A 25,813-nucleotide genomic window follows, 5' to 3' on the forward strand; every position below is an offset into this window, starting at 1 on the left:
GTGCAGGGGCGTCACGCCCCTGCTGGGTCCAGGGCGAAGCCCTGGCCGCCGGAGGCAAGCCACCAGACGCAAAAGCCTAATCCGGGTTCGCCGCCAGCGCCTGTTTTGCCAGAGTGGCGGCTTGCGTGCCTTCGGCCTTTGCGGCCTGCTGCCAATGAGCGCGGGCGGCGGCCGTGTCGCCGGAGGTGCCGGCTATGTTGCCTTGCTCGAAGAGGATGTCCGCGTCCGTCGGGGCCAGTTCGGCGGCGCGGGCTATGTCGGCCTGCGCGCGGGGCAGGTCTTGTGCTCGGCGGGCGAGGGCGGCGGAGAGGAGCCAGGCGGTCGCGTCCTTGCCGTTCCGCTTCAGCGCCTGGTCGAGGTCGGCCCGGGCGGATTTCAGGTCGGCGAGTTCGGTGTGGGCGCGGGCGCGGTCGACGAGAAGCTCGGCGCTGCGCTGCGGCGCGAATTCGCCGGCGGCGATCAGGCCGGAGCCGAAGTGCGAAACGGCGCCCTTCGCGTCCCCGGCCAGAAGCGCGGCGTTGCCGGCCTGCCCCCAGAAATCGGCCGCCATCGGGCTTTTCTGCGCCTCGGCCGCCTCAGCCGCCTTCACCAGCGTCTGCGCGGCGGCGGCGTTGTTGCCCTGGCGGAGCTGAGCCAGCGCGAGGCAGTGGCGGGCCGGCAGGCCGCCGCCCAGCGCCTGCCATTCGGTGGCGAACTCCTCCACCTTCTTTGCGTCCGCCTCGATGGCGCGGATGCAGCCGTCGTAGCGCTTCGGGTCGAGCGAGGGGTCGTAGGTCTCCTGCGCCAGCGCGGGGGCGGCGGCGAGCAGGAGGATCAGAGCGAGGCGCATCAGGCGAGGCTTTCGAGCGTCCGTTCGAGAAGCGCGAGGTCGGACGGGGAGGAGAGGCGGTGGTCGCCCCCTTTCACCAAAGTCAGCTGAACGTCGGTTGAGCGAAGCTGCGCCATCAGTTGCTGCGAGACGGCCCATGGCACGTCCGGGTCGGCCTCGCCGTGCAGCAGGCGGACGGGCATGTCGAGCGGGATCGGCTGCTGCAGGAGCGTGGCGGTCTGCGCGTCTTCGATCAACGCGCGGCTGTAGCGGTAGGGGCTGTCGGCATAGGCCGAGGGGCGGGTGGTGAAGCCCTGGTGCGCGAGCCGCTCCACGTCCTCGGCGCTGAGCGAAAGGCCCCAGCGGGTGAAGTCGGGCGCGGCGGCGATTCCGACTAGGGCCTGGATTCGCGCCGGGTCGGCGAGCGCCAGATGCAGCATGATCCAGCCGCCCATGGAGGAGCCGATGGGGATCAGCCTGCCGGGCGCCAGCGCGTCGGCGATGGCTTTCGCGTCGGCGGCCCAGCGGCGGATGCAGCCATCGTCGAACTGTCCCTCGGAGCGGCCGCAGCCGGAATAGTCGAGGAGCAGGCACTGGCGGCCGGTTTTCGCCGCCCAGCCGAGGAGGTGCTCCGCCTTGGTGCCGGACATGTCCGACATATAGCCGGGCAGGAACAGGAGCGTCGGGCCGGCGCCGGGCTGGAGGCGGGCGGCGAGGCGGACTCCGTCGCCCCGGTCGATCATCTGGATTTCGGCCATACCCTGCCTTTAGGCGGCTTGAACCCGAGGCGAAAGCCGGCGAACAACGCGGCCATGATTCGCGACCCCCTCGATACGCTCCGCCATGTATTCGGCTTCGAGGGGTTTCGCGGCGTGCAGGCTCAGGTCGTCGACGATGTGATGGCCGGGCGCGACGTGGCGCTGGTGATGCCGACGGGGGCGGGCAAGTCGCTCTGCTACCAGATACCGGCGATCTGCCGGCCGGGGTGCGGCATCGTCGTCTCGCCGCTGATCGCGCTGATGGCGGACCAGGTGCGGGCGCTGGAAGTGGCGGGCGTGCGGGCGGCGGCGCTGAACAGCCAGTCGGGCGATGCGATGGAGACGATGCGGGCCTTCCGCGCCGGCGAGCTGGACCTGCTGTATGTCGCGCCCGAGCGGGCGGCGATGGAGGGGTTCCGCAATCTGGTGACGCAGGCGCCGGTCAGCCTCGTCGCCATCGACGAGGCGCATTGCGTCAGCCAGTGGGGGCATGATTTCCGCCCCGACTATCGCCGGCTGAAGGCGCTGGCCGACCTGCTGCCGGGCGTGCCCCGGCTGGCGCTGACCGCGACCGCCGACGCCATGACCCGCGCCGACATCTGCGAGCAATTGGGGATTTCCGCCGAGCGGCTGCTGGTGGCGGGCTTCGACCGGCCGAACATCCAGTATCGCGCCGAGGCGAAAAGGCGGCCCGCCGAGCAGTTGGTGCAGTTCGTGCGGGCGCAGGGGGCGGCGGCCGGGGTGGTCTACTGCCAGACGCGCAAGGGGGCCGAGCAGGCGGCGGAGAGTCTGGCGGCGCACGGGTTGCCGGCGCGGGTCTATCACGCCGGGCTTTCGGCGGACGAGCGGGCGGCTTCCCAGCGCTGGTTCCAGCGGGCCGAGCATGGAGTGATGTGCGCGACCGTCGCCTTCGGCATGGGGATCGACAAGCCGGACATCCGCTTCGTGGCGCATATGGGGCTGCCGAAGTCGATCGAGGCCTATTATCAGGAAACCGGCCGCGCCGGGCGCGACGGGGCGCCGGCAACCGCCATGCTGTTCTGGGGGCCGCAGGATGTGACTCTGGCCCGCCAGCGGATCGAGGATGGCGAGGCGGACGACGCGCGCAAGGCGCATGAGCTGGCGATGCTGCGCAAGCTGGCGCAATGGGCGGAGACGCTGGGCTGCCGGCGGGTGCCGCTGCTGAAGCATTTCGGCGAGCCGGATCCGAAGCCCTGCGGCAATTGCGACAATTGCCTGGAAGCGCCGGAAACGCTGGACGTGACGGAAGCGGCGCGCAAGCTGCTCTCCGCCGTCTATCGCACCGGGCAGATGTTCGGGCTGAAGCATGTGGCGAATGTGCTGCGCGGCGAGGCCGACGAGAAGGTGGAGCGGTTCGGCCACGACCGGCTGCCGCTGTTCGGGATCGGCTCCGACCTGACGGAGGCGCAGTGGCTGCGGCTGGGGCGGGTTCTGGAAGCGGCAGGCGCGCTGGAGCGGGAGGCGGAGCATGGCGGCCTGCGGCTGGCCGGGCCGGCGCGGGAGATGCTGAAGGGCGAGGTTCCGGTCGCCGTGCGCAAGGACGACTGGGCGCCCGAGCGCCGCCGGCGGCGGACCGAGCGGGTGGTGGCGGAGATGGGCGAAGCCGACGCCGGCCTGTTCGAGGCGCTGCGCGCCTGGCGGCGGGCGAAGGCCGAGGAGATGGACGTGCCGGCCTTCGTGGTGCTGCACGACAGCGCGCTGAAGGCGATCGCCTCGGTTCGCCCCTCCAGCCGGACGATGCTGGCCGGCGTTCCCGGAATCGGCGACGCCAAGCTGAGCCGCTTCGGCGACGAACTGCTGGCCGTGGTGGCGGCGGGCTGAAAAATGTGAAGCTCCTGTTCAGCTTGGCGGGTGCAAGCTGGAGGCGAAAGGAGAAAAGCGATGCGCATGTTTCTGGTTGCCCTGACCGGGGCGGTGATGGCCGTGGCGCCGACAGCGCCCCTCGTCGCCAAATCCAAGAACAAGACCCAATGGGTTTACGACGGCCGTGCCTATGAGAGCTATGAAGCCTGCAAGCGCGCCAAGGACAAGAGCCGCGACCGGGCGGCGATCGTCGGCGCGGCGAGTGCGGGCACGGTGGCGGCGATCGCCGGCGGGAACCTGGGCGAAACGGCGCTGGTGGCCGGCGCCGGGGCGCTGACCGGGGCCGTGATCGGGAAGAACGCCAAGAAGTGCTGATGGTTGGGGCATGCTGCTTTGAGGTTTGCGTTTGCGGCACGCCCCTACCCCTCCCCTAAAGGGTCGGGGCTTTTTTGGTGATTATGCAGTTTGCAAACCAACGGCAATTGTGCGGTCGCCGACCTGACAACGGACATTTCCAACAGCCGTCACCCCGGGCTTGACCCGGGGTCCCGCTGTCTTCCTCAAGTGCTGCGCTGGCGGAAAAGCTGGACCCCGGGTCAAGCCCGGGGTGACGAGGGAGTGGCATAGCCACCGCTTCCCAGTCGAACCGCCGTTCGCTGCATGGGTTCGCAAACAGCACAATCACCTTTTTTTCAGGGCTTGCTTTTGCCTTCGTCGAACAGGCCGGCCAGTTGGTCGACCATGGCTCCGCCCAGTTGCTCGGCGTCCATGATGGTGACGGCTCGGCGGTAGTAGCGGGTCACGTCGTGGCCGATGCCGATGGCGATCAGCTCCACCGGGCTCTTCTGCTCGATCCAGCCGATCACCTGCCGCAGGTGGCGTTCCAGATAATTGCCGCTATTGACGGAGAGCGTGCTGTCGTCGACCGGCGCGCCGTCCGAGATGACCATCAGGATTCGGCGATCCTCGGTGCGGGCGATCAGCCGGCTGTGCGCCCATAGCAGCGCCTCGCCGTCGATATTCTCCTTCAGCAGCCCCTCGCGCATCATCAGCCCGAGGTTGCGGCGCGCCCGGCGCCAGGGGGCGTCGGCCTGCTTGTAGACGATGTGGCGCAGGTCGTTCAGGCGGCCGGGCTTCGGCGGGCGGCCCTTCGCCAGCCATTTCTCGCGGCTTTGCCCGCCCTTCCAGGCGCGGGTGGTGAAGCCGAGGATTTCGGTCTTCACGCCGCAACGCTCCAGCGTGCGGGCCATGATGTCGGCGGAAATGGCGGCGATGGAGATGGGGCGGCCGCGCATCGAGCCGGAATTGTCGATCAGCAGCGTCACCACCGTGTCGCGGAAGTCGGTGTCGCGCTCCACCTTGTAGCTGAGCGCATGCTCCGGCTGGACGATGACGCGGGTGAGGCGCGCCGGGTCGAGCAGGCCTTCCTCCTGGTCGAAATCCCAGCTTCGGTTCTGCTGCGCCATCAGCCGGCGCTGCAGGCGGTTGGCGAGCTTCGTCACCGCCCCTTGCAGGCTGATCAACTGCTGGTCGAGATAGCCGCGCAGCCGCGTCAGTTCCTCGGCGTCGCACAGTTCCTCGGCGGTGACGACCTCGTCATATTCCAGCGTGTAGGCGCGGTAGGCGAAATCCGGCGGCAGCTTCGCATCCGGCAGGTTCGGGCGCCAGGGCATCATCCCCTCGTCGCCCTCCTCGCCCGGCTCGGCGTCGGCGGACAGGTCGCTGTCCACCTCCACCTCGCTGCTTTCGCCCTCCTCGCCGTCGCCCTGCTGCTCTTCCGAGCGGCCCTCGACCGCCTGCTGGGCAGCTTGCGACTCGGCGGAATCCTCGCCCTCCTCGTCGCCCTGGCTTTCGTCTTCCTCTTCCTGCTGCTCGTCCGCCTGCTCTTCTTCCTCGGGTGCGTCGGGGTCGTCGGCGAGGCCGAGGTCGTGCAGCACGCGCTTGAAGGCCTCGGCGAAGCGGGCCTGATCGCCGGCGGTTTCGAGGAGATCGTCGAGATGGGCGCCGGCCGATTCCTCCAGCCGGCCGCGCACCATGTCGACGGCGTTGCGGGCGCTTTCGGGGATCGCCTCCCCCGTCAGCCTTTCGCGCACGACGAGGCCGATCGCGGTCGCCATCGGCACTTCGTCCGGCGTGTGGGCGCGGGCGATGGGGTCGGTCTTCATGCGGGTGTCGAGCATGCGGCGGAGATTCTGCGCCACGCCGGCCATTTCGCGGCCGCCGATCGCCTCGATCCGGGCCTGCTCGGCGGCGTTCAGCATTTCGCGCGGCAGGCCGGGGGCCACTTCCACCCGCGCGTGGGCGCGCGGATCGTGCAGGCGGGTGCGAAGGGCGAAGCTGTCGGCCCAGCCGCGCGCTTCCGCGGCCTGTTCCGGCGTCAGCTTGCGGGACGGCTGTGGAATCCGCGCCTGATCGCCATGGCAGGCCGGACGGTCGGCGGTGTAGCTCAGCTCGAACTCGGGCCGGCGGCCGAGCGCGCGCATTCCGGCGGCGAGCGCCTGGCGGAAGTCTTCCAGCGGGTTGGGTTCTTGCGGCATCGCCGCCGGTCTAGCCCAAGCCGGCGGCGGCTTGAACCCTGCGAAATGCGGTTTGGCCGATCAGCGGCAGGTCACCGGGCAGGCACATGCCCCAGAAGCCATGCCCCGGCGAGCGCCACCACGGCCAGCAGCAGGCCGATCGCCAGCACATAGCGCATGGCGCCAAGCTCTATGCCGCCGCGCACGCGCACCGACTGCGGGTCGTTGTCGGTGTGGCCGACGCCTTCCTCTTCCGTGCCGGGCTTCGGCGCCAGCGGGTGGACATTGCGTGGGTCTGTCATGCTGGCAAAAACCGCAGTCGAGCCGGATTGTTCCCCAGCCGCCGCCGCGCTAGCCATGGCTTGCGGAAAAAGGGGGAGGTTCGGATGGCGAAGCGGTCGTTCGTGGGGCGCGTCTTCTTCTGGCTGATGTGGCTGCTGGGCATCCTGCTGCTGGCGGCGCTGCTGCTGGCGGGCTGGTTCTGGTGGCGGATGGAAGGCTCCGTGCCGAAACTGGAGGGCGAGGTGGCCATGCCCGGCCTTTCCGCGCCGGTTTCGGTGGAGCGCGATTCGCTGGGAACGGCGACGGTGACGGGCGAGACGCGGGCGGATGTGGCGCGGGCGCTCGGCTATCTGCACGCGCAGGACCGCTACTTCCGCATGGACATGCAGCGGCGGATGGCCGCCGGCGAACTGGCGGCGCTGGCCGGAGAGCCGATGGCCGACATCGACCGGCGGATCCGCCCGCACCGATTCCGCGCCCGGGCACGGGCGGCCGTCGACTCCATGCCGCCGGGCGAGCGCGCCTTGCTGGACGCCTATGTGGCGGGGGTGAACCAGGGGCTTTCCGAGCTTCGCGCCCAGCCGTTCGAATATCTGCTGCTGCGTGGCGAAGCCGCGCCCTGGCGGCCGGAAGACACGATGCTGTCGGTGATGGCCATGTATCTGAACCTGCAGCCGGCCACGCCGCAGCGGGAGCTGGACCGGGCGCGGGCGGCGAAGGCGCTGGGGGCGGAAATGTCCGCCTTCCTCTATCCGGTGACGACAGAGCTGGACGCGCCGCTGGACGGGTCCAGCTTGCCCGAGCCGCCGATACCCTCGGGAATTGCGCCCATGCGCGTGGCGCCCGTTCCGGACGCGCCGGGTGTGCCCGTTCCGGATGACGTGCGCATCGCCGAGGCGGTCGGCTCCAACAACTGGGCGGTGGGCGGGGCGCTGACGGCGAGCGGCGCGGCGCTGGTCGCCAACGACATGCATCTGGGGCTGGACGTGCCCTCCATCTGGTATCGGGCGCGGCTGGTGGTGAAGCCGGCCGCCGGCAGCGCCGAAGCGCCGATGGACGCGACCGGGGTGACGCTCCCCGGCACGCCCTTCCTGGTCGCCGGCTCCAACGGCCGGATCGCCTGGGGCTTCACCAACAGCTATATCGACACCTCGGACGCGGTGGTGGTGGAGTGGGTGGACGCCAAGGCCGGCAGCTATCGCACGCCGGCCGGGGTGGCGACGGTGAAGCGGGTGGACGAACGGCTGTGCGTCAAGTCCGACTGCGAGACTTTCCCGGTGCGCGAGACCGTCTGGGGGCCGATCGTCGCCAGGGATGCCTTCGGCCGCGACATCGCCATGCGCTGGACCGCGCATGAGCCGGACGCGATCCGGCTGGCCGCCGCGCTGGAGCTGGAGCGGGCGCAAAGCGTGGCGCAAGGGCTGGAGATCGCCCATCGCTCGGGCATTCCGCAGCAGAATTTCACCGTGGGCGATACCGCCGGGAACATCGCCTGGACGATCATCGGCCGGGTGCCGAGGCGGGTGGGCTTCGACGGGCAGGAGGCGGTGAGCTTCGCCGACGGCAGCCGGCGCTGGGACGGCTATCTGACTCCGGCCGAGACTCCGACCGTGCTGAACCCGGCGGACGGGCGGATATGGACCGCCAATTCCCGCGTGGTGGGCGGCGAGGGATTCCGCAAGCTGGGGGATGGCGGCTATGATGCGGCGGCGCGCGCCGGGCGCATCCAGGAGCTGCTGCTGGCGCGGCAGCGCTTCGCGCCGGCGGATTTCCTGGCGATCCAGCTGGACGACACGGCGACCCGCAACCGCTTCTGGCAGCAGCTGATGCTGGCCGAACTGCAAAAGCGCGACGATCCGCGGCTGAAGGCGATGCTGGCGCCGGTGACGAACTGGGGCGAGCGGGCGCTACCCGCTTCGGTCGGCTACCGGCTGGTGGACCGCTTCCGCAAGGAGGTGGTGGACGGGCTTTACGAAGGCTGGGTCGGCGCGCCGGAGAAGAATATGATGCGGCGCAACTATGTCGCCTCGCAGGCGGAGGGGCCGGCGCGGCGGCTGATGCGCGAGCGGCCGGCGGCGCTGCTGCCCAAAGGCTTCGGAAGCTGGGACGCCTATCTCGACCATGTGCTGCAGGCGGTGGCGGAGGATGTGGATCTGCAAGCGGGCGGCGATGTGGGGCGCTACAGCTGGGGCGGAGTGGCGAAGGCCGGGATTTCGCATCCGCTGGCCCGCGCCATCGCGCCGCTCGCCTGGGTGACGAACCCGAAGGAGGTGGCGGTGCCCGGCGACCGGCCGACGGTGCGGGCCTCCGCGCCGGGATTCGGCGCTTCGGAGCGTTTCGCGGTTTCGCCGGGGCGGGAAGCCGAAGGCCTGTTCCACATGCCCGGCGGGCAGGCGGGGAGCCCGCGCACGCCCTATTATCTGGCCGGGCATGAGGTTTGGGTGCAAGGGCAGCCGACGCCCTTCCTGCCGGGCGCGGCGAAGTGGCGGCTGGAGATGCGGCCGGCGGGTCAGGCCGGGGAATCCCGTTACCCCTCGTCACCCCGGGCTTGACCCGGGGTCCCGCTTCTTGCCCTCGCCGGACGGAAAGCTGGACCCCGGGTCAAGCCCGGGGTGACGAAAATATATTGCATTACATCTGACCCAGGCCGGCGGCGCGTCAGGACTCCGGCGTGCTGGCCTTGATGGCGAGGGCGTGGACGCGCTCTTCCAGCAGGTCGGCGAGCGCGCGGTTGACGGCGCGCTGGCATTCCACCCGGCTCAGGCCGGCGAAGCGCGCCGAGACGATCTCCACGGTGAAATGGCTTTCGCCGCGCGGGTCGTGGCCGGCGTGGCCGGCGTGTTTCCGGCTGTCGTCGGTGACTTCCAGATGCGTGGGCTGGAAATTCTCGCGCAGGCGGCGTTCGATTTCCATCTTCACTTCACCCATGAAAGCCTCCCGTTTTGCGAGCCTCGCCCCTATATGCCCGCTTTTGGCTGGAAGGAATGGGCATGAAGACGAAGGGAGGCGCTTTTCCGGGGAACCACGGCTGCGCGCATCCCGATTGCCCGGAGCCCGGCGACTATCGCGCGCCCGTGCGGCGGCCGGGCAGCGCCTTCGCCGCCCCCTCCGGCCCGCCCGAATGGCAATTTTTCTGCCTGGAGCATGTGCGCGCCTTCAACGCCGGCTGGAATTATTTCGACGGCATGAGCGAGGACGCCATCTGGAAGGCGCAGTCGCCCTACCCGACCTGGGACCGGGAAACCCGCGCCTTCGCCCACAACGCCATGGCCGGCGAGGAGCGGATCGACGACATGCTGGGCGTGCTGCGGTGGAAGACGGCCTCCGAAGCCGCGCGCGACAGCCATTTGTCGCGCGAGGACCGGCAGGCGCTTTCGAAGCTGGGCCTGCCCGACACGGCGACGCTGGCCGAGGTGAAGGCGAAATACCGCCAACTGGCGCGGCGCTACCACCCGGATGCGAACGAGGGCAGCCGCGAACATGAGGCCCGCTTCCATGCGCTGAACGAGGCCTATGCGCATCTGGAGGCGAGCGCGAGTTTCGCGCGCGGCGCGGCTCAGCGGTAGCGCAGGCGGCTTCGGTCCAGCTGGTCGATGCGGGTCACGCCCATCAGCTTCATGTCGCGCTCGATCTCGGCCTTCAGATGCGCGAGGATGCTGCGCACCCCTTCTTCCCCGGCGGCGCCCAGCGCGTAGAGATAGAGGCGTCCGCCGGAACAGGCCCGGGCGCCCGCCGCCAGCGCCTTCAGCACATGCGTGCCGCGGCGGATGCCGCCGTCGCAGATGATCTCGATTTCGTCGCCCACGGCGTCCGCCAGTTCGGCGATCTGGTCGAAGGGGGCGCGGCTGCCGTCCAATTGGCGGCCGCCGTGGTTGGAGACCATGATGGCGGTGGCGCCGATGCCGATGGCGCGGCGCGCGTCCTCCACGCTCATCACCCCCTTCAGGCAGAAGGGCTTGTCGCCCCAGCTCTTGCGGATCGATTCGGCCCGCTTCCAGTCCAGCGTCTGGTCCAGCATCTGCGTGAAATAATCGGCGACCGACATCGACTTGCGTGAGCCTTCGGAGAGATGCGCTTCGAGGTTGGGCAGGCTGAAGCGCTCGCGGAAGAGATAGTTCAGCGCCCAGCCGGGCTTCGTCGCATATTCCCAGACGCTGGCCGGCGTGAAGCGGGGCGGGCTGGTGAAGCCGGTTCGAAGGCAGCGCTCGCGGTTGCCGCCGACGATGGTGTCTACCGTCAGCGTCAGGCAGTCGAAGCCGGAATTGCGGGCGCGCTCGACGAGGCTCTGGTTCAGCCCCTCGTCCTTGTGGACATAGAGTTGCAGCATCTTCGGGCCTTCGACCGTGCGGCCGATGTCCTCCAGCGCCACGGTGGAAAGCGAGGAGACTCCGAAATAGGTGCCGAAGGCGGACGCGGCGCGGCCGACGGCGCGCTCGCCCTGCCAGTGGAACAGCCGTTGCAGCGCCGTGGGGCTGAGAAACAGCGGCATGGCGAGCTTGCGCCCCAGCACGGTGACCGACATGTCCACCTCGGCGACTCCGGCCAGCACATTGGGGACGAGGTCCACATCGTCGAAGGCGGTGGTGTTGCGCGCCCTGGTGATCTCGTCGTCGGCGGCGCCGTCGATATAGTGGAACACGGGCCCTGGAAGCCGCCGGCGGGCGAGCTCGCGGAAATGGCCGACATTGTGGCAATCGGAAAGGCGCATGGCCGGGGTTTAGAACGGCGAACGCCACCGCGAAAGCTGGCGCTTGGCGGGGGGTGCGGGAACGGCTAGCATCGCGCCCGTTCAGATGGGGGGAATGTCTGGTGTTGCGTTCGATTGCCGTTGCCTTTCTGCTGGCCGGGCCAGCCATCGCCCAGACGACGATCCAGCAGGATTTCGACGCCGGGCAGGCGGCGCTGGACGCGAAAGACATCGCCGGTGCACGGCAGAAGTTCGAAGCGCTGCTGAAGCGCATGCCCGAAGGAAGCCGGAGCCGCTCCATGGGGGTGGTGAAATCGCGGCTGGGCGTGGCGCTGGTGCGCGACGGCGAGCAGGAGGCCGCCATTCCGCTGCTGACGGACGCCATCGCCATTTTCGACAAGGGCACGCCCGAAGATCTGAGCGAACGGGCGGATGCGCTGTACGCCCGGGCGCAGGCGCATGAGGAGCTCGGGCAGTTCGTGGAGGCCGCCGACGATTTTCGCGCCGTCCGCGCGCTTTGGAAGCCCGAAGCGGGAAGCGCATCCGACATCGCGCTGAAATCCGCTTTGGCGCGGGTGTCGATCTGGACCGACCCGGCCGAATCGCGGCGGTTGCTGGATGAGCTGATCGCCATGCCGCCGGAAACCTGGGGCAAAAACAAGATCACCCTCGCCCTGCTGCACGACCTGCGCGGAAGGGTGGAGCTGAACGACGGCAAGCCGGAGGAAGCGTTGGAACATTTCCGCAAGGCCATGCGGCTGGCGGGCGGCGGGCAGACGACCCGGATCGACCTCAACGACGTGCGCGTCCGCGCCGATGCGGCGATTGCGGCTTATGTGCTGGGCAATTCCGTCGCGCACCAGCAATATGTCGCCTATTCCGGCGGCGGCAGTCTGGTGACGGTCGGGCTTGCCAGCGCGCGGTCGCTGGACCTGCCGCGTTGCGGCGCGGAAACCGGGCTGGCGCCGGACGATGTGGCGGTGGTGGAATTCGGCATTCATCCCGATGGACGGGTGCGCTCTGCCCAGCCGATCTATGTGAAGCGCGCCGACGGCAGGCGGCCGGATGGGCGCGGCGGCCCGGAGACGCTGTTCGTGCAGGCGGCGCGCAACTGGTTCTGGAACCCGAAGGATCTGGAGAAGGTGGACAGCTTCTGGCGGCAGGCGTTGCGGGTGGAAGTGCGCTGCTCCAACGCGCGGCCGGAAAATGATCTGGTTTGGGACAGCATCATGGAGGGCTTTCACACGGGGATTGCCGGCCTTGGCCTGCCCCCCCTGCCCCCGCCCCCGGACGATCAGGACGCTGCTGTCGCGGTTCATAAGGCGGAACTGGAAAGGCGCATCGCCCAAAATGGCGCGACGAGCCTGGAGACCTTGCCGCCCTTGACCGCGCTGGCGACGAACGGAAAGGCGTCTGTGGAAGATCGCGCCAAATGGTTCGAACAGGCGGCAGAAGTTCTGGAAGCGTCCGGCCGCGACCCGCAACTGGCCGCCATATCGCGCTTCCGGGCCATCAGTCTCGGCGAATATGGCAGCAAGTCCAGCCGTGCGGCGCTGGGCCGGCTGGTGGCGGCGGAGGAAGCGGCCCGCCCGAACGCCCGGACCACGCAATTCCTGCGCCTGGAACAGGCCGGGCTTCTGCACGAGGCCCGGCAGCCGCAGGCCGCCGAAACGCTGCTGCGGGCGATCGTCGCCACGCCGCAGGAGGCGCTTGGCCGCGTCGACCCCATCCGGACCACGGCGCTGCTTCGGCTTTCCAACATCGCCGCCGCCCGCAAGGACCTTGAGACGGCCGCTGCCGCACTCGCCGCCACCGGCCTCAGCCCCGAGCAATGCGCGCTGGTGGACGTGCGGCCGAGGCGGGAGAATTCGCAGGTGAGTTCCGGCATCTTTCCGCCGGAAGCCCATCGCTGGGGCTCGGGCGGGATGACGCGGGTGGAATATGACATCGGCACGGACGGCAAGCCGCGCAACGCCCGCACGGTGATGGCCGCCCCGCCCTTCGTATTCGGAAAGGCGACGGAGAAAGGGGCGATGCAGCTTCGCTATGAGCCGGTGTTCCGGCCGGGCAACACCCAGGGCTGCGTGGGCGAGAGCCAGAATTTCCGCTTCTCCGCGCGATAGGCGCGCCTTCCACGCGCCCTCCCGCAAGCGTGAGGGCGATGGCATGCGGTTGCGCTTGCCCTCTTGCGGATTCGGCGTTCGGGGGGCAACAGCCTCCCATGACCAGCCTGAACCTCGCCGCCGACACCGAACGCCATGCGCCGACGCTGATGGACGCGCCCGACACCTTCGTGGACGCCCGCGAGGTCTTCGGCGTGGACATCGACATGCAGGTGCCCGCCTTTTCCAAAGCCGACGAGCGGGTGCCCGACCTGGACCCCACCTACGTCTTCGACCCGGATACGACGCTGGCGATCCTCGCGGGCTTCGCCTTCAACCGGCGGGTGATGATCCAGGGCTATCACGGCACCGGCAAATCCACCCACATCGAGCAGGTGGCGGCGCGGCTCAACTGGCCGTGCATCCGCATCAACCTCGACAGCCATATCAGCCGCATCGACCTCGTCGGCAAGGACGCGATCGTGCTGCGCGACGGCAAGCAGGTGACGGAATTCCGCGAGGGCATCCTGCCCTGGGCGCTGCAGACCCCGACGGCACTGGTGTTCGACGAATATGACGCCGGCCGGCCGGACGTGATGTTCGTGATCCAGCGCATCCTGGAGGTGGAGGGGAAGCTGACCCTGCTCGACCAGAACCGGGTGATCCGCCCCAGCCCCTGGTTCCGCCTGTTCGCCACCGCCAACACCGTGGGGCTTGGCGACACCTCCGGGCTTTACCATGGCACCCAGCAGATCAACCAGGGTCAGATGGACCGCTGGTCGATCGTGACGACGCTGAACTATCTGCCGGCCGAGACGGAGACGAGCATCGTCGCCGCCAAATCCCCCCACACCGACCCCAAGGTGGTGGCGAACATGGTGAAGGTGGCGGACATGACGCGGCAGGGCTTCATCGCCGGCGACATCTCCACGGTGATGAGCCCGCGCACCGTCATCACCTGGGCGCAGAACGCCGATATCTTCCGCAACATCGGCTTCGCCTTCCGCGTGAGCTTCCTGAACCGCTGCGACGAGGCGGAGCGGGGAATCGTGGCGGAATATTACCAGCGGGTGTTCGGCGAGGAGTTGCCGGAGAGCGTGGTCAGCCGCGCCCACGGATGACCCGAAAGGACAGTCAGCCGCGCCCGCGGATGACCTGAAAGAGCTTCCGCCGGGCGCGGAAGTGGCTTTTCGCCAACGCCCGCCGCGCCCATATAGGTGGCGATGGCCGATCTGTTCGCATCCGCGCCGGCAGGCGATGACAATGGGCGGGCGCCTCTGCCCGAGCGGCTGCGGCCGGCGTCCCTCGACGAGGTGGTGGGGCAGCGGCACCTGCTGGGGCCGGACGGCGCGCTCCGGCGGATGGTGGGCGCAGGAAGGCTGCCGAACCTGATCCTGTGGGGGCCGCCGGGCACCGGCAAGACCACCATCGCCCGGCTGCTGGCGGAAAGCGCCGGCTATCGCTTCGTCGGCGTTTCGGCGGTGATGACCTCCACCGCCGACCTGAAGGCGATCTTCGCCGCCGCCCGCGTCGCTTCGCAGCGGACCCTGCTGTTCGTGGACGAGATCCATCGCTTCAACCGCAGCCAGCAGGACGGATTCCTGGGGCCGATGGAGGACGGCACCGTGACGCTGGTGGGCGCCACCACCGAGAATCCCAGTTTCGAGCTGAACGCCGCCATCCTGTCGCGGGCGCAGGTGCTGGTGCTGGAACGGCTGGACGAGGCGGCGCTGTCCGCCCTGCTGGAGCGGGCGGAGGCGGCGGAAGGGCGGACGCTGCCGCTGACGGACGAGGCGCGCGCGGCGCTGGTGGCGGGCGCCGACGGCGACGGGCGGTTCCTGCTGGGGCAGGCGGAGACGCTGTTCTCGCTGGAAGGCGGGCAGCTTCTGGACAGCCGGGCGATGGCCGCCGTGCTGCAGCGGCGCGTGCCCGTCTACGACAAGGATCGGGACGGGCATTACGACCTGATCTCGGCGCTGCACAAGTCGGTGCGCGGCTCCGACCCGGATGCGGCGCTTTACTGGCTGGCGCGGATGCTGGTGGCCGGCGAGCAGCCGCTCTACCTGCTGCGCCGGCTGGTCAGGATGGCGAGCGAGGATATCGGCCTCGCCGATCCGCAGGCGCTGGCGGTGGCGCTGGCGGCGAAGGACGCCTATGACTTCCTGGGCTCCCCCGAGGGGGAACTGGCGATCGCCGAGGCCTGCCTCTATCTGGCGACCGCGCCCAAATCCAACGCCGCCTATGTGGCGCAGAAGGCCGCCTTCAAGGCGGCGCGGGAAAGCGGCAGCCTGCCGCCGCCCCGAACGATCGTCAACGCGCCGACGAAGCTGATGCAGGAACTGGGGCATGGCGCCGGCTACGCCTACGACCATGATGCGCCGGACGCCTTTTCGGGGCAGGATTACTGGCCGGAAAAGCTGGGGCGGCAGAGCTTCTACCACCCGACCGACCGGGGCCGGGAAAAGCTGATCGCCGAGCGGATGGCTTATTGGGAGAATCTGCGCTCAGCCCGCCGTGGCCAGGTTTAGAAATCATACTCCCTTCGTCACCCCGGGCTTGACCCGGGGTCCAGCTTTACGACCAGCGGAGCAGAAAGCGGGATCCCGGGTCAAGCCCGGGATGACGAAACACATCAATTACTTGTATGAGTCCTCAACCTAGATGACGTTGAACAGCAGCAGCCCGATCACGACGATTCCGGGGACGCCCAGCAGCCAGAGAATCAGGCCTTTTCCCATTTCATGTCTCCATCCTGTGCAATGGATGGAAAACGGCGCAGGCGGCGGGAAGTTCCGTGGCAAGGAGAGCGGAAGATGGACTGGGACGATGTCGCGAAGGCCGGGCTGGAACTGCGCGGCGCGGAAGCCTCCACCGCTTATGGCCGCCCTGCCCTGAAGGTGCGCGGCAAGGTGATCGCCTGCCACGGCAAGGCCGACGACCATTTCGTGCTGATGCTGGACCTGGAGCGGGTGGCGTTGCTGATGGAGATGGAGCCGGACATCTTCTTCCAGACGCCGCATTATGTCGGCTGGCCGTGCGTTCTGCTGCGCTATGATCGCCTTGCCAGGCACGATCTCGCGCCGCTGCTGCGGGAGGCCTGGGCGCGGCGGGCGGCGAAGGCCTGGCTGGCGGACTGAGGGAGGCGGCGGATGCCGGAAGTTGCGATCGAGGAGATGTCGCCCGGGCCGCGGCCGGTCGAGATGCTGGAGATGAACCGGCTGGCGGTGATCGGGCGATTCGCGCGCGAGCGGCCCGCGCGGCTCCGCCGGGTCGAGGACATTGCGGCGGCCGGCCTGCCCGAGGGGCGGGTGGCGGCCGGGCTGCGCGCCTTTTTCGAGCTGGGTGGGCGGGAGGCCGTCTATCTGCCCTCCCTCACGCTGGCGCCGGTGGAATTGCCCGAGGGCATGGGGCTGGTGGCGGCGCCGGAGGCGGATGGGGACTGGACGCTGCTGGCGCCTCTGGCCGAGGCCGCGCGCGCGGCCGGCGCCATGCTGCTGCTGGATGCCCCCTGGGCGGCGACCTCCGGGGCGAAGCTGCAGGCCTGGCGGCAGGCGGGCGGCGCCGACTGGAAGGATGCCGCAGCCTTCGCCCCCTGGATGCTGGCCGCCGATGGCGGCGCCGTGCCGCCTTCGATGGTGGCGGCCGGGGTGGTCGCCCGGATGGAGCGGCGGCTGGGGGTGTGGAAGGCGCCATCCGGCGTGCAGGCGACGGCCGACCCTTACCGGCCAGCGGTGGAGCTGGACGAACGGGCGCAATCCCTCACCAGCCCGCTGGGCGTAAACCTGTTTCGCAGCTTTCCCGGACGGGGGCATCTGCTGTGGGGCGGGCGCACCCTCTCCAGCGATGTGGAGTGGCGCTATCTGAACGTGCGGCGGACGGTGCGGATGGTCGAACGTTCGTTGACGCAGGCGCTGCGCTGGGCGGCGTTCGAGGCGGACGGCGAGTTGCTGTGCGCAAGCGCCCGGATGCAGGCCGACGCTTTCCTGCACCAGCTGTTCCGGCAGGGCGCTTTTCAGGGGCAGACGCCGCAACAGGCCTATTTCCTGCGCTGCGAGCGGACGAGCGTGGCGGAGGACGATCGCGTGTCCGGGCGGCTGATACTGGAAATGGGGCTGGCGCTGACGAGACCGGGGGAGTTTCTGTTCTGGCGGCTGACACTGCCCGCCGCCGCTTTGGATTGATTCCCGCTTTCATGGACTCCGGCGCGCCTTCGTTCGACCGTTTCGTGGCGGTCGACTGGTCCGGGGCGAAGGGCGTTCGGCACAAGGGCATTGCAGTCGCGCTGGCCGAAGCCGGCGACGGGGCGCCGGCGATCGTGCCGCCGCCCTCGCCCGGCGGCTGGGCGCGCGGCGAGGTCGCGGACTGGCTGGAAGCGCTGCCGGGGCGCGTGCTGGCCGGGTTCGACTTCTCCTTCGCGCCGCCGTTCGTGGAGCGCGGCGCCTATCTGCCCGGCCTTGAAACCGCCGGCGACGCGCCGGGCTTCTGGGGGCATGTGGAAAGGCATTCGGACGACCCGGACTATGGCGCGGCCGGCTTCATGCGGGGCGCGGCGCGGCCGCATTTCTGGATGGGGGCGGCCGACGGGCCGAAAGCCGGCTTCCTGCATTTCCGCCAGTGCGAGCAGCGCTTCAACGCCGGCGGCGGCGGCAAGGCCTCGACCGTGTTCGACTGCGTGGGGGCGGCGCAGGTGGCCAAGGCGAGCTTCGCCGGCATGCGGCTGCTCCACCGGCTGCGGCGAAGCCATGCCATCTGGCCGTTCGAGGCGCCGGGCCCGCGCACCGTGGTGGAGATCTACACGCGCGCGATGCTGCGCCATGCCGGCGGGCGGGGGCTGAAGCTGAGGGAGGTGGAGGGGCTGAACGCGGCGCTGGCGGCGCTGGGAAGCGCAGGCGTTCCGGCGCGCGCCTACAGCGACCATGAGACCGACGTTCTGGTGTCGGCTGCCGCGCTTCGGGCGCTTTCGCCCGACCGGCGCTGGTGGCGGCCCGAAGGCATGAGCCGGGCGATCGCCCGCACCGAAGGATGGACGTTTGGCATTGGCTGACGGCCGGGCTATGTGGGCGCGTGATGAACTTTCTTCTGGTCGGGCTGGGCGGCGCCCTGGGTTCCATGGCGCGCTATGGCTTTTACCGGCTGTTGCCGCCGCCCCTTGGCACTATGGGCGTGAACATATCGGGTGGTTTGCTGATGGGGGTGATGGTCGGCTGGCTGATGGCGCGCGGGCTGCAGGCCGATGGCAGCCGGCTGTTCATCGGCATGGGCGTGCTGGGCGGCTTCACCACCTTTTCCGCCTTCTCGCTGGACGTGGTGCAGATGATCGAGCGCGGCGCCTGGGGGCAGGCGGCGGGCTATGCGCTGGGCTCGACGGTGCTGAGCGTCGCCGCGCTGTTCCTGGGGCTGGCTTTCGGGCGGTGGGCGGCATGAGCGAGCGAGAACATGTGATCGCGGCGGACGACGACGGCATCCGTGTCGACCGCTGGTTCAAGCGCCATATGGCGGACGTGAGCTTCAACCAGGTGAGCCGCTGGGCGCGCACCGGGCAGTTGCGGCTGGACGGCGCCCGCGTCGGGCCGGGGGACCGGCTGGCGGAAGGCCAGGTGTTGCGCGTGCCGCCGGTGGAGCCGGTCGCCGTGCTGGCGGCGAAGCCGGTGAAGGCCCGGCGCGAGCTTTCGCCCGAGGAGATCGAGTTCGCGCAGAGCCTGGTGATCCACAGGTCGCAGCACGCGCTGGTGCTGAACAAGCCGCCCGGGCTGGCGACGCAGGGCGGCAGCAAGACCTTCGAGCATGTGGACGGGCTGCTGGACGCGCTGCAATTCGATGCCGAGAGCCGGCCGAAGCTGGTGCACCGGCTGGACAAGGACACCTCGGGCGTGCTGCTGCTGGCGCGCACCAGCCGCGCCGCCGCCTTCTTCGGCAAATGCTTCGCCACGCGGGATACGAAGAAGCTCTATTGGGCGATCACCGCCGGCGGCCCGAGGCTCGACGATGCGCTGATCGACCTGCCCATCGGCAAGCAGCCGGGGAGCGGCGGCGAGAAGATGCATGTGGACGAGGCGAATGGCCAGTCGGCGAAATCCCGTTTCCGGGTGATCGACCGCGCCGGCGACCGCGCCGCCTTCGTGGAGATGCAGCCGCTGACCGGGCGCACGCACCAGTTGCGCGTGCACGCCGCCGCCACCGGCACGCCGATCGTCGGCGACGGCAAATATGGCGGCAAGGAGAGTTTCCTGACCGGCGGCGTCTCGCGCAAGATGCACCTGCACGCGCGGCGGCTGGTGATCGCCCTGCCCGATGGCGGCAAGCTGGACGTGAAGGCCGATCTGCCGACGCATTTCGCCGAGACGCTGGCGGCGCTGGGCTTCAGCGAGGCCGATGGCGACCTGCCGCCGCCGGAACCGCTGAAGGCGCCGCCGAAGAAGAGCCGCCGATTGTCGACGGCCACCAGCGGCAACCGCCGGGGGGAACGGCGCAGCCGGAGCGGAAGCAAGCCCAAATGAAGCTGGCGGTGTTCGATTGCGACGGGACGCTGGTGGACAGCCAGGCGAATATCCTGCGGGCGATGGATGTGAGCTTCGCGGCGCTCGGCCTTTCCGCGCCCGACCCGCACGCCGTGCGGCGGGTGGTGGGGCTGAGCCTGGTGGAGGCGATGCAGGCACTGCTGCCGGAAGCGGAAGCCGGCCTGCACGCGCGGCTGGCGGACGACTACAAGACCGTCTTCCAGCGCCTGCGCGCCGACCGGCGGCTGGACCCGGAGCCGTTGTTCGACGGCATCGCCGGACTGCTGGCGGAACTGGAGGCCGCCGGCTGGCTGCTGGCGGTGGCCACCGGCAAGAGCGACCGGGGGCTGAAGCTCTGCCTGGAGCATCATGGGATCGAGCGGCACTTCGTCAGCCTGCAGACGGCCGACCGGCACCCTTCCAAGCCCAACCCTTCCATGCTGCGGAAATGCCTGGAGGATGCCGGGGTGGAGGCGGAGGCCGCCTGCATCGTCGGCGACACGGTGTTCGACGTGAGCATGGGCGTGGCGGCCGGCGTGCGGGCGATCGGCGTGGACTGGGGCTATCATGACGGCGCCGAGCTTCTGGAGGCCGGCGCCGTAGGCGTCGCCGCCGACGCCGCGCATCTGCGGGCGCTGATCCATGGCTGAGCGCGATCCCGCCGAACGGCAGCTCTGGGCGCACACGCTGGTGCGGCTGGGGGGACTGGGCGTCGCCACCACCGGCCTTTGGCTGGCGGCCGGCTCGGCCGGGCATGTCCTGGCGCTGGGCGGCGGGCTGCTGCTGGTGGCGAAGGGGGCGGGGATCGCCTTCCTGGGGCCAAAGGCGCTGAACCGCTGGTGGCGGCGGTGAAGCGTTTCTGGGCGGTGGCGCAAGCGCGGGAAGGCGCGGACGGCTGGGAAGTGGCGCTGGACGGCCGGCCCCTGCGCACGCCGGAACGGGCGCTGCTGCTGTTGCCGACAGGGGCGCTGGCCGAGGCGATCGCCGAAGAGTGGCGGGCGGTCGAAGGGGAGGTCCGGCCGAACGCCCTGCCGCTGACCGGGCTTGGCAATGCGGCGGTCGATCTGGTGGCCGGCGACCGCGCCGGATTCGCCGCCGGCCTTGCGCGCTATGCCGCTTCCGATCTCACCTGTTACCGCGCGGACAATCCCGCCGGGCTGGTGGCGCGGCAGGCGGCCGTGTGGGAGCCGGTGCTGAAGGGGGTGGAGGCCCGCCACGGGCTGCTGTTCCAGCGGACGGCGGGGGTGATGCATGTGCCGCAGCCCGAGGAAACGCTGACGGCTATCGAACGGCTGTTCGCCGAGCGGTCGCCCTTTGAACTGGCGGCGCTGCAGCCGATCGTCAGCCTGAGCGGCTCGGCGGTGCTGGCGCTGGCGCATCTGGATGGAGCGCTGACCTCGGAAGAGGCTTTCGCCGCCGGGGCGCTGGACGAGGATTGGCAGGCCGAGCAGTGGGGCGAGGATGGCGAAGCGGCGGCCGTGCGCGCCCGGCGTTGTTCAGAATTTGCATCGGCGGCTAGATTTCTGGCGCTTTCGCGATAAAGCGGCCGGAAGTCGTGACAGGGGCGTTCGCGCCCGCTAGTCGCTTTGCGCGACGGATTCGGTTTTTTTGAGGGATAGCGCATGGTGAAGGTTCTGGAGGAACTGGAAAAGCGGCGGGCGGCCGCCCGGCTCGGCGGCGGGCAGGCGCGGATCGACGCGCAGCACAAGAAAGGCCGGCTGACCGCGCGCGAGCGGCTGGACATCCTGCTGGACGAAGGCTCCTTCGAGGAACTCGACATGTTCGTCGAGCATAACTGCGTCGAGTTCGGCATGGCCGAGACGAAGATCCCCGGCGACGGCGTGGTGACGGGATCGGGCACCATCAACGGCCGGCTGGTGTTCGTGTTCAGCCAGGACTTCACCGTCTTCGGCGGCTCGCTTTCGGAGCGCCACGCGCAGAAGATCTGCAAGGTGATGGACATGGCGATGAAGGTGGGCGCGCCCGTCATCGGCCTCAATGATTCGGGCGGCGCCCGCATCCAGGAAGGCGTGGCCAGCCTCGCCGGCTATGCCGAGGTGTTCCAGCGCAACGTGCTGGCGTCGGGCGTGGTGCCGCAGCTTTCGCTGATCATGGGGCCTTGCGCCGGCGGCGCCGTCTATTCCCCGGCGATGACCGACTTCATCTTCATGGTGAAGGATTCGAGCTATATGTTCGTGACCGGCCCGGACGTGGTGAAGACGGTGACGAACGAAGTGGTGACGCAGGAGGAACTGGGCGGCGCCATCACCCACAGCACGAAGTCGGGCGTGGCCGACCTCGCCATGGAAGACGATGTGGACGCGCTGCTGCGCGCCCGCGACTTCTTCGATTTCCTGCCGCTCAACAACCGCGCCGGCGCGCCGCACCGCGAAAGCGCCGACCCGCACGACCGGATGGTGCCCTCGCTCGACACGCTGGTGCCGGCGAGCGCGACCAAGCCCTACGACATGCACGAGCTGATCCGCAAAGTGGCGGACGACGGCGAATTCTTCGAAGTGCAGCCGGGCCACGCCGGCAACATCCTGATCGGCTTCGCCCGCATCGAGGGGCATACGGTGGGGATCGTCGCCAACCAGCCGATGGTGCTGGCCGGGTGCCTGGACATCAACGCCTCGAAGAAGGCCGGGCGCTTCGTGCGCTTCTGCGACGCCTTCTCCATTCCGATCATCACCTTCGTCGACGTGCCGGGCTTCCTGCCGGGCGTGGCGCAGGAGCATAACGGCATCATCAAGCATGGCGCCAAGCTGCTGTTCGCCTATGCCGAGGCCACCGTGCCGAAGATCACCGTCATCACCCGCAAGGCCTATGGCGGCGCCTATGACGTGATGGCGTCGAAGCATCTGCGCGGCGACCTGAACTACGCCTGGCCCACCGCCGAGATCGCGGTGATGGGCGCCAAGGGGGCGGTGGAGATCATCTTCCGCAAGGACATCGGCGACCCGGACAAGATCGCCGAGCGGACGAAGGAATATGAAACCCGCTTCGCCAACCCGTTCGTCGCCGCCTCCATGGGCTTCATCGACGAGGTGATCATGCCGCACGCCACCCGCAAGCGGATCGCCGTGGGGCTCAGGAAGCTGCGCACCAAGAGCCTCGAGAACCCGTGGAAGAAGCACGACAATATCCCGCTCTGAAATGGGTTGACCTGTAGGGGGTTTGGCCCCTCCTGGATGGCTTCGAGATTCCGGAACTCCGCCACCCCGGGTTTGACCCGGGGTCCGGCTTTTTCTCCCCGGCACCGTGGGAGTGGAAAAGCTGGACCCCGGGTCAAGCCCGGGGTGACGACAGCTTGGGTTCACCCCCCCCCTGTTGCCGCCATGCCGGATTTCGCAGCGCGCCCTTCCCGGGAGGGGCTTTTTGTTGAATGTGGGTGAATCGGGGGCGCGTTCACGAAAAAGCAAGGATTGGGGCAGGTTTCGGGCGCGATGCTGCCCCTTTCCGGTCGCAATCGGCCCCTAGCTCGGAGCATGAGATGCTGTCCGAGTCCCGCATGGAAGGCCTGAAGGCCGCGCGCGCCCGTCTGGAAGGCGCCGTTTCGCTGCCGCCGGTGGCGCGCCGCGCGCTGTCGCTGGGGCTGTCGGCGATCATCCTCGTCTATCTCGCAAGCGCGGTGGCGGACATCGGCTGGGGCGAAGTGCTGGCCGTGCTGCCTTCGAACCCGCTTTTCTACCTGCTGGTGGCCATGTCCTATATGGCGACGCCGATCACCGAATATGTCATCTTCCGCCGCTGGTGGCCGCTGACGCCGCGCGCCCTTGCCATCTTCTCGAAGAAGCGGGTGCTGAACGAGGCGGTCTTCGGCTATTCCGGCGACGCCTATCTGTTCATGTGGGCGAAGAAGAATCTGGGCGCGCGCGAGGTCGGCGCCGGGCCGCTGGCCGCCGTGAAGGATGTGGCGATCACTTCGGCGCTGGCGGGCAATGTGGCGACGCTGCTGATGCTGGGCCTCGCCTTGGCGCTGGGCGGCGGGCCGGCGGTGGAGCAGGCCTTCTCCGGCGCGGCGATGCGCCCCGTGGGGCTGGGCTTCGCCTTCGTGATTTCGATCAGCATGGGCATATTGCTGTTCAGCCGCAAGGTGATGAGCCTCTCCGCGCGGGAGAATGCGCTTCTGTTCCTGCTGCACTGCGGCCGGCTGATCGCCGGCTCGGCGCTGCTGCTGCTGGCCTGGATCATCGCCTTGCCGAGCGTCGATGTCGGCACCTGGATCGTGCTGGGGGCGCTAAGGATGGTGGTGACCCGCCTGCCCTTCGTGCCCAACAAGGAGCTTCTGTTCGCGGCGATTAGCGTCAGCCTGACGGGCAGCGCCGCGCCGGAAGTGGCGGCGCTGATGGCGGCCGCCGGCGCGCTGCACCTTGTGAGCCATGTGATTTCCTACGCGGGGGCGTCCTTTGTCGAAAGCCGTGGCGAGACCATCGCCGCGGACCGACTGCCAACCCCCGTTGCCGGGAGTATCTGAAATGTCGCGTCTGCTTCTTCTTTCCGCCGCCCTCCTGCTCGCCGCTCCGGCTTCCGCCGGGCAGATACTGGGCCCCGACGCCGATGCCTGCCGGCCGGGTTCCGGCCGCGACGCCGTGCTGCTGACGGTGGATGGCTTCAAGAACCGCGAAGGCACGCTGCGCGTGGAGCTGTGGCCGGGCAATGAGGGCGACTTCATGCGCAACCACCACGAGCTGCTGGCCGAAGGCAAGGCCTATCAGCGGGTGACGGTGCCGGTGCCACAAAGCGGCGCCGCGACGATCTGCGTGCCGCTGCCGGGGCCCGGCACCTATGCGATGGGCGCCTTCCATTCGCCCTCCGGCGTGCGCAAGTTCAACTACAAGCAGGACGGCGCCACCTTCACCCGCAATCCCAAGGTGGGCATCTTCAACACCAGACCCAAGGCCGCGGACGTCTCCATGCAATTCAACGCCGGCCTCAACACATCCGAAGTCACGCTCAACTATCTGAGGGGACTTGGCTTCGGCCCGATCCCCCGGAAAGAACTTCAGCCAGGTGAAAGGCGTTAGGGGCAATATGCATATCGTCGACGTCGCGGAATTCTATGCCCCGCTGGGCGGGGGGGTGAAGACCTACATCGATGCCAAGCTGAACTTCGCGCACCAGAATGGCGCGAAGGTGACGGTCATCGCCCCCGGCCCGGAAGACAGGGTCGAGCCGCGCGACGGCGGGCAGGTGATCTATGTGAAGGCGCCGGTGATCCCGGTCGACAAGCGCTACCATGTGTTCTGGAAGGCCGCCCCCGTCCAGCAATTGCTGGACGAGCTGAAGCCCGATGTGGTGGAAGCCTCCTCCCCCTTCCGCGGCGCCTGGATCGTGGCCAACTGGCAGGGCCGCGCCGCCAACCGCGCCCATCGCGCCCTCTTCATGCACGCCGATCCGGTCGCCGCCCACTTCCAGGTCTGGACGCAGGGCTTCCTGAAGGCCGAAACCGTCGACAGGGCCGCCTCCTGGTACTGGCGCTATCTCGCCCGCACCGCCGGCCGCTTCCAGAGCGTCGTCGTCGGCAGCCGCTGGTTCGGCCAGCGCATCCGCAAGCAGGCCGACATCCGGTCCGACCTGATCCCGCTGGGCGTGGACAAGGAATTGTTCCACCCTTGCAAGCGCGACATGGAACTGCGCCGGCAGATGCTGGCCGAATTCGGCCTGCCGCCCTCCGCCCGGCTGCTGGTCGGAGTCGGCCGCCATCACCATGAAAAGCAGTGGCCGGTGGTGTTCGAGGCCGTCGGCGCCCTGCGCGACGAGGGCGTGGCCATGGTGCAGATCGGCAACGGCTTCGCCAACGAGCGCGTGCACAAGGCCGCCGCCGCCGCCGGCAATGTGAAGCTGCTGGGCCATGTCGGCGAGCGGGAGAAGCTTGCCCGAATCCTCGCCTCCGCCGACGCGATGATCCACGGCAGCCGCGCCGAGACCTTCGGCCTCGTCGCCAGCGAGGGCCTCGCCACCGGCCTGCCGCTCATCCTCCCCTCCGAAGGCGGATGCACCGACGCCGCCGACCCGGCCTGGTCCGAACTCTACGAGCCCGGCAACCCCGCCGCCGCCACTGACGCCATCCACCGGCTGCTCACCCGCAACCCGGACCAGCTGAGAGTCAACGCCATCGGCGCCCGCCGCTCCCACATCTCCACGCCGGCGCAGCATTTCGAACGGCTGTTCAGCCTCTACCGCAACAGCCACCCGCCGGTGCTGTCGCCCATGCCAACCCCCGTCAACGAACCCACCGCGCTCCCGGCGGCGGCGTAGGCGCGCGTTCGGAGATTGAACGCAGGGGCTCTGCCCCTGCACCCCGCAAGGGGCGTGACGCCCCTTGACCCCCTTTAA

Annotated in this window: 26 protein-coding genes; 19 read left to right on the forward strand and 7 right to left on the reverse strand. The window is 69.2% G+C overall.

Going from position 1 to position 25,813, the window contains the following annotated elements:
- Window positions 1-76: 76 nt before the first annotated feature.
- Both L6Q21_RS04230 and L6Q21_RS04235 read right to left on the reverse strand, forming a co-directional pair.
- Entirely contained in the window at window positions 77-829 is a 753-nt protein-coding gene (locus tag L6Q21_RS04230) for a tetratricopeptide repeat protein (RefSeq protein ID WP_237829324.1), read from the reverse strand.
- Window positions 829-1,566, reverse strand: a complete 738-nt coding sequence (locus L6Q21_RS04235; RefSeq protein ID WP_237829325.1) for an alpha/beta fold hydrolase — start codon at window positions 1,564-1,566, stop codon at window positions 829-831. The genes L6Q21_RS04230 and L6Q21_RS04235 overlap by 1 nt, the downstream gene beginning before the upstream one ends.
- Window positions 1,567-1,620: 54 nt before the next feature.
- Here L6Q21_RS04235 and recQ point away from each other — a divergent pair, with 54 nt between their 5' ends.
- Together recQ and L6Q21_RS04245 are read left to right on the forward strand one after the other, a co-directional pair.
- The gene (gene recQ, locus L6Q21_RS04240; protein WP_237829326.1) at window positions 1,621-3,408 is read left to right on the forward strand and encodes a DNA helicase RecQ; all 1,788 of its coding nucleotides are present in this window, start codon (window positions 1,621-1,623) and stop codon (window positions 3,406-3,408) included.
- Window positions 3,409-3,468: 60 nt separating this feature from the next.
- On the forward strand, window positions 3,469-3,765 hold the full coding sequence (locus L6Q21_RS04245; protein ID WP_237829327.1) for a hypothetical protein: 297 nt from the start codon (window positions 3,469-3,471) through the stop codon (window positions 3,763-3,765).
- A gap of 317 nt (window positions 3,766-4,082) precedes the next feature.
- On the opposite strand, the gene cobT is transcribed toward L6Q21_RS04245, so the two are convergent.
- A complete protein-coding gene (gene cobT / locus L6Q21_RS04250) occupies window positions 4,083-5,927 on the reverse strand; it encodes a cobaltochelatase subunit CobT (protein WP_237829329.1) in 1,845 nt (614 codons plus the stop codon).
- A 71-nt stretch (window positions 5,928-5,998) separates the two neighbouring features.
- A complete protein-coding gene (locus tag L6Q21_RS04255; protein ID WP_237829331.1) occupies window positions 5,999-6,208 on the reverse strand; it encodes a hypothetical protein in 210 nt (69 codons plus the stop codon).
- An 84-nt stretch (window positions 6,209-6,292) separates the two neighbouring features.
- Here L6Q21_RS04255 and L6Q21_RS04260 point away from each other — a divergent pair, with 84 nt between their 5' ends.
- Entirely contained in the window at window positions 6,293-8,740 is a 2,448-nt protein-coding gene (locus L6Q21_RS04260; RefSeq protein ID WP_237829332.1) for a penicillin acylase family protein, read from the forward strand.
- Between the two features lie 106 nt (window positions 8,741-8,846).
- Here L6Q21_RS04260 and L6Q21_RS04265 read toward each other — a convergent pair whose 3' ends face one another.
- The gene (locus tag L6Q21_RS04265) at window positions 8,847-9,116 is read right to left on the reverse strand and encodes a BolA family protein (protein WP_237829333.1); all 270 of its coding nucleotides are present in this window, start codon (window positions 9,114-9,116) and stop codon (window positions 8,847-8,849) included.
- Window positions 9,117-9,178: 62 nt separating this feature from the next.
- Between L6Q21_RS04265 and L6Q21_RS04270 the strand changes: the two genes are divergently transcribed.
- Window positions 9,179-9,754 carry a J domain-containing protein gene (locus L6Q21_RS04270; protein ID WP_237829334.1) on the forward strand — a complete coding sequence of 192 codons (576 nt, stop codon included), beginning with the start codon at window positions 9,179-9,181 and terminating at the stop codon, window positions 9,752-9,754.
- On the opposite strand, the gene L6Q21_RS04275 is transcribed toward L6Q21_RS04270, so the two are convergent.
- Window positions 9,745-10,896 (reverse strand): alpha-hydroxy acid oxidase, encoded by a 1,152-nt coding sequence (locus tag L6Q21_RS04275; RefSeq protein ID WP_237829335.1) that lies wholly within the window; start codon window positions 10,894-10,896, stop codon window positions 9,745-9,747. The genes L6Q21_RS04270 and L6Q21_RS04275 overlap by 10 nt on opposite strands.
- A gap of 101 nt (window positions 10,897-10,997) precedes the next feature.
- Between L6Q21_RS04275 and L6Q21_RS04280 the strand changes: the two genes are divergently transcribed.
- From L6Q21_RS04280 to L6Q21_RS04290, 3 genes are all read left to right on the forward strand, one after another.
- Entirely contained in the window at window positions 10,998-12,998 is a 2,001-nt protein-coding gene (locus tag L6Q21_RS04280) for a hypothetical protein (RefSeq protein WP_237829336.1), read from the forward strand.
- A gap of 98 nt (window positions 12,999-13,096) precedes the next feature.
- On the forward strand, window positions 13,097-14,098 hold the full coding sequence (gene cobS, locus L6Q21_RS04285; protein WP_237829337.1) for a cobaltochelatase subunit CobS: 1,002 nt from the start codon (window positions 13,097-13,099) through the stop codon (window positions 14,096-14,098).
- A gap of 102 nt (window positions 14,099-14,200) precedes the next feature.
- Entirely contained in the window at window positions 14,201-15,505 is a 1,305-nt protein-coding gene (locus L6Q21_RS04290; protein WP_237829338.1) for a replication-associated recombination protein A, read from the forward strand.
- Window positions 15,506-15,634: 129 nt separating this feature from the next.
- Here L6Q21_RS04290 and L6Q21_RS04295 read toward each other — a convergent pair whose 3' ends face one another.
- Entirely contained in the window at window positions 15,635-15,778 is a 144-nt protein-coding gene (locus tag L6Q21_RS04295) for a hypothetical protein (RefSeq protein WP_237829339.1), read from the reverse strand.
- A gap of 12 nt (window positions 15,779-15,790) precedes the next feature.
- On the opposite strand from L6Q21_RS04295, the gene L6Q21_RS04300 reads away from it, so the two are divergent.
- From L6Q21_RS04300 to L6Q21_RS04355, 12 genes are all read left to right on the forward strand, one after another.
- On the forward strand, window positions 15,791-16,114 hold the full coding sequence (locus tag L6Q21_RS04300) for an MmcQ/YjbR family DNA-binding protein (RefSeq protein ID WP_237829340.1): 324 nt from the start codon (window positions 15,791-15,793) through the stop codon (window positions 16,112-16,114).
- 12 nt (window positions 16,115-16,126) lie between these two features.
- Window positions 16,127-17,158, forward strand: a complete 1,032-nt coding sequence (locus L6Q21_RS04305) for a phage tail sheath family protein (RefSeq protein ID WP_237829341.1) — start codon at window positions 16,127-16,129, stop codon at window positions 17,156-17,158.
- Window positions 17,159-17,169: 11 nt separating this feature from the next.
- Window positions 17,170-18,021, forward strand: coding sequence for a hypothetical protein (locus L6Q21_RS04310; RefSeq protein ID WP_237829342.1), 852 nt, complete (start codon window positions 17,170-17,172; stop codon window positions 18,019-18,021).
- Between the two features lie 23 nt (window positions 18,022-18,044).
- Window positions 18,045-18,401 carry a fluoride efflux transporter FluC gene (locus L6Q21_RS04315; protein WP_255696720.1) on the forward strand — a complete coding sequence of 119 codons (357 nt, stop codon included), beginning with the start codon at window positions 18,045-18,047 and terminating at the stop codon, window positions 18,399-18,401.
- On the forward strand, window positions 18,398-19,474 hold the full coding sequence (locus tag L6Q21_RS04320) for an RluA family pseudouridine synthase (RefSeq protein WP_237829345.1): 1,077 nt from the start codon (window positions 18,398-18,400) through the stop codon (window positions 19,472-19,474). Before L6Q21_RS04315 ends, L6Q21_RS04320 begins: the two co-directional genes overlap by 4 nt.
- A complete protein-coding gene (locus tag L6Q21_RS04325) occupies window positions 19,471-20,124 on the forward strand; it encodes an HAD-IA family hydrolase (RefSeq protein WP_237829348.1) in 654 nt (217 codons plus the stop codon). Before L6Q21_RS04320 ends, L6Q21_RS04325 begins: the two co-directional genes overlap by 4 nt.
- Entirely contained in the window at window positions 20,117-20,326 is a 210-nt protein-coding gene (locus L6Q21_RS04330; RefSeq protein ID WP_237829349.1) for a hypothetical protein, read from the forward strand. Before L6Q21_RS04325 ends, L6Q21_RS04330 begins: the two co-directional genes overlap by 8 nt.
- Window positions 20,314-21,015, forward strand: a complete 702-nt coding sequence (locus L6Q21_RS04335; protein WP_336246224.1) for an ATP12 family chaperone protein — start codon at window positions 20,314-20,316, stop codon at window positions 21,013-21,015. Before L6Q21_RS04330 ends, L6Q21_RS04335 begins: the two co-directional genes overlap by 13 nt.
- 81 nt (window positions 21,016-21,096) lie before the next feature.
- Window positions 21,097-22,629 (forward strand): acyl-CoA carboxylase subunit beta, encoded by a 1,533-nt coding sequence (locus L6Q21_RS04340; protein WP_237829350.1) that lies wholly within the window; start codon window positions 21,097-21,099, stop codon window positions 22,627-22,629.
- 338 nt (window positions 22,630-22,967) lie between these two features.
- On the forward strand, window positions 22,968-23,951 hold the full coding sequence (locus L6Q21_RS04345; protein WP_237829351.1) for a hypothetical protein: 984 nt from the start codon (window positions 22,968-22,970) through the stop codon (window positions 23,949-23,951).
- Window position 23,952: 1 nt separating this feature from the next.
- Complete coding sequence (locus L6Q21_RS04350) at window positions 23,953-24,501, forward strand: DUF2141 domain-containing protein (RefSeq protein ID WP_237829352.1); 549 nt, start codon at window positions 23,953-23,955, stop codon at window positions 24,499-24,501.
- A 7-nt stretch (window positions 24,502-24,508) separates the two neighbouring features.
- Window positions 24,509-25,735, forward strand: a complete 1,227-nt coding sequence (locus tag L6Q21_RS04355) for a glycosyltransferase (protein ID WP_237829355.1) — start codon at window positions 24,509-24,511, stop codon at window positions 25,733-25,735.
- The last annotated feature ends 78 nt before the right edge of the window (window positions 25,736-25,813 follow it).

The sequence above is a fragment of the Sandaracinobacteroides sayramensis genome (assembly GCF_022014495.1).
In the GTDB taxonomy this organism is placed as follows: Bacteria; Pseudomonadota; Alphaproteobacteria; order Sphingomonadales; family Sphingomonadaceae; genus Sandaracinobacteroides; species Sandaracinobacteroides sayramense.

What these genes read in the sequence shown, in the direction of transcription:
- L6Q21_RS04230 (WP_237829324.1), bottom strand. Translation starts at nt 829, where the DNA reads ATGCGCCTCGCTCTGATCCTCCTGCTCGCCGCCGCCCCCGCGCTGGCG.
- L6Q21_RS04235 (WP_237829325.1), bottom strand. Translation starts at nt 1,566, where the DNA reads ATGGCCGAAATCCAGATGATCGACCGGGGCGACGGAGTCCGCCTCGCC.
- recQ (WP_237829326.1), top strand. Translation starts at nt 1,621, where the DNA reads ATGATTCGCGACCCCCTCGATACGCTCCGCCATGTATTCGGCTTCGAG.
- L6Q21_RS04245 (WP_237829327.1), top strand. Translation starts at nt 3,469, where the DNA reads ATGCGCATGTTTCTGGTTGCCCTGACCGGGGCGGTGATGGCCGTGGCG.
- cobT (WP_237829329.1), bottom strand. Translation starts at nt 5,927, where the DNA reads ATGCCGCAAGAACCCAACCCGCTGGAAGACTTCCGCCAGGCGCTCGCC.
- L6Q21_RS04255 (WP_237829331.1), bottom strand. Translation starts at nt 6,208, where the DNA reads ATGACAGACCCACGCAATGTCCACCCGCTGGCGCCGAAGCCCGGCACG.
- L6Q21_RS04260 (WP_237829332.1), top strand. Translation starts at nt 6,293, where the DNA reads ATGGCGAAGCGGTCGTTCGTGGGGCGCGTCTTCTTCTGGCTGATGTGG.
- L6Q21_RS04265 (WP_237829333.1), bottom strand. Translation starts at nt 9,116, where the DNA reads ATGGGTGAAGTGAAGATGGAAATCGAACGCCGCCTGCGCGAGAATTTC.
- L6Q21_RS04270 (WP_237829334.1), top strand. Translation starts at nt 9,179, where the DNA reads ATGAAGACGAAGGGAGGCGCTTTTCCGGGGAACCACGGCTGCGCGCAT.
- L6Q21_RS04275 (WP_237829335.1), bottom strand. Translation starts at nt 10,896, where the DNA reads ATGCGCCTTTCCGATTGCCACAATGTCGGCCATTTCCGCGAGCTCGCC.
- cobS (WP_237829337.1), top strand. Translation starts at nt 13,097, where the DNA reads ATGACCAGCCTGAACCTCGCCGCCGACACCGAACGCCATGCGCCGACG.
- L6Q21_RS04290 (WP_237829338.1), top strand. Translation starts at nt 14,201, where the DNA reads ATGGCCGATCTGTTCGCATCCGCGCCGGCAGGCGATGACAATGGGCGG.
- L6Q21_RS04300 (WP_237829340.1), top strand. Translation starts at nt 15,791, where the DNA reads ATGGACTGGGACGATGTCGCGAAGGCCGGGCTGGAACTGCGCGGCGCG.
- L6Q21_RS04305 (WP_237829341.1), top strand. Translation starts at nt 16,127, where the DNA reads ATGCCGGAAGTTGCGATCGAGGAGATGTCGCCCGGGCCGCGGCCGGTC.
- L6Q21_RS04310 (WP_237829342.1), top strand. Translation starts at nt 17,170, where the DNA reads ATGGACTCCGGCGCGCCTTCGTTCGACCGTTTCGTGGCGGTCGACTGG.
- L6Q21_RS04315 (WP_255696720.1), top strand. Translation starts at nt 18,045, where the DNA reads ATGAACTTTCTTCTGGTCGGGCTGGGCGGCGCCCTGGGTTCCATGGCG.
- L6Q21_RS04320 (WP_237829345.1), top strand. Translation starts at nt 18,398, where the DNA reads ATGAGCGAGCGAGAACATGTGATCGCGGCGGACGACGACGGCATCCGT.
- L6Q21_RS04325 (WP_237829348.1), top strand. Translation starts at nt 19,471, where the DNA reads ATGAAGCTGGCGGTGTTCGATTGCGACGGGACGCTGGTGGACAGCCAG.
- L6Q21_RS04330 (WP_237829349.1), top strand. Translation starts at nt 20,117, where the DNA reads ATGGCTGAGCGCGATCCCGCCGAACGGCAGCTCTGGGCGCACACGCTG.
- L6Q21_RS04340 (WP_237829350.1), top strand. Translation starts at nt 21,097, where the DNA reads ATGGTGAAGGTTCTGGAGGAACTGGAAAAGCGGCGGGCGGCCGCCCGG.
- L6Q21_RS04345 (WP_237829351.1), top strand. Translation starts at nt 22,968, where the DNA reads ATGCTGTCCGAGTCCCGCATGGAAGGCCTGAAGGCCGCGCGCGCCCGT.
- L6Q21_RS04350 (WP_237829352.1), top strand. Translation starts at nt 23,953, where the DNA reads ATGTCGCGTCTGCTTCTTCTTTCCGCCGCCCTCCTGCTCGCCGCTCCG.
- L6Q21_RS04355 (WP_237829355.1), top strand. Translation starts at nt 24,509, where the DNA reads ATGCATATCGTCGACGTCGCGGAATTCTATGCCCCGCTGGGCGGGGGG.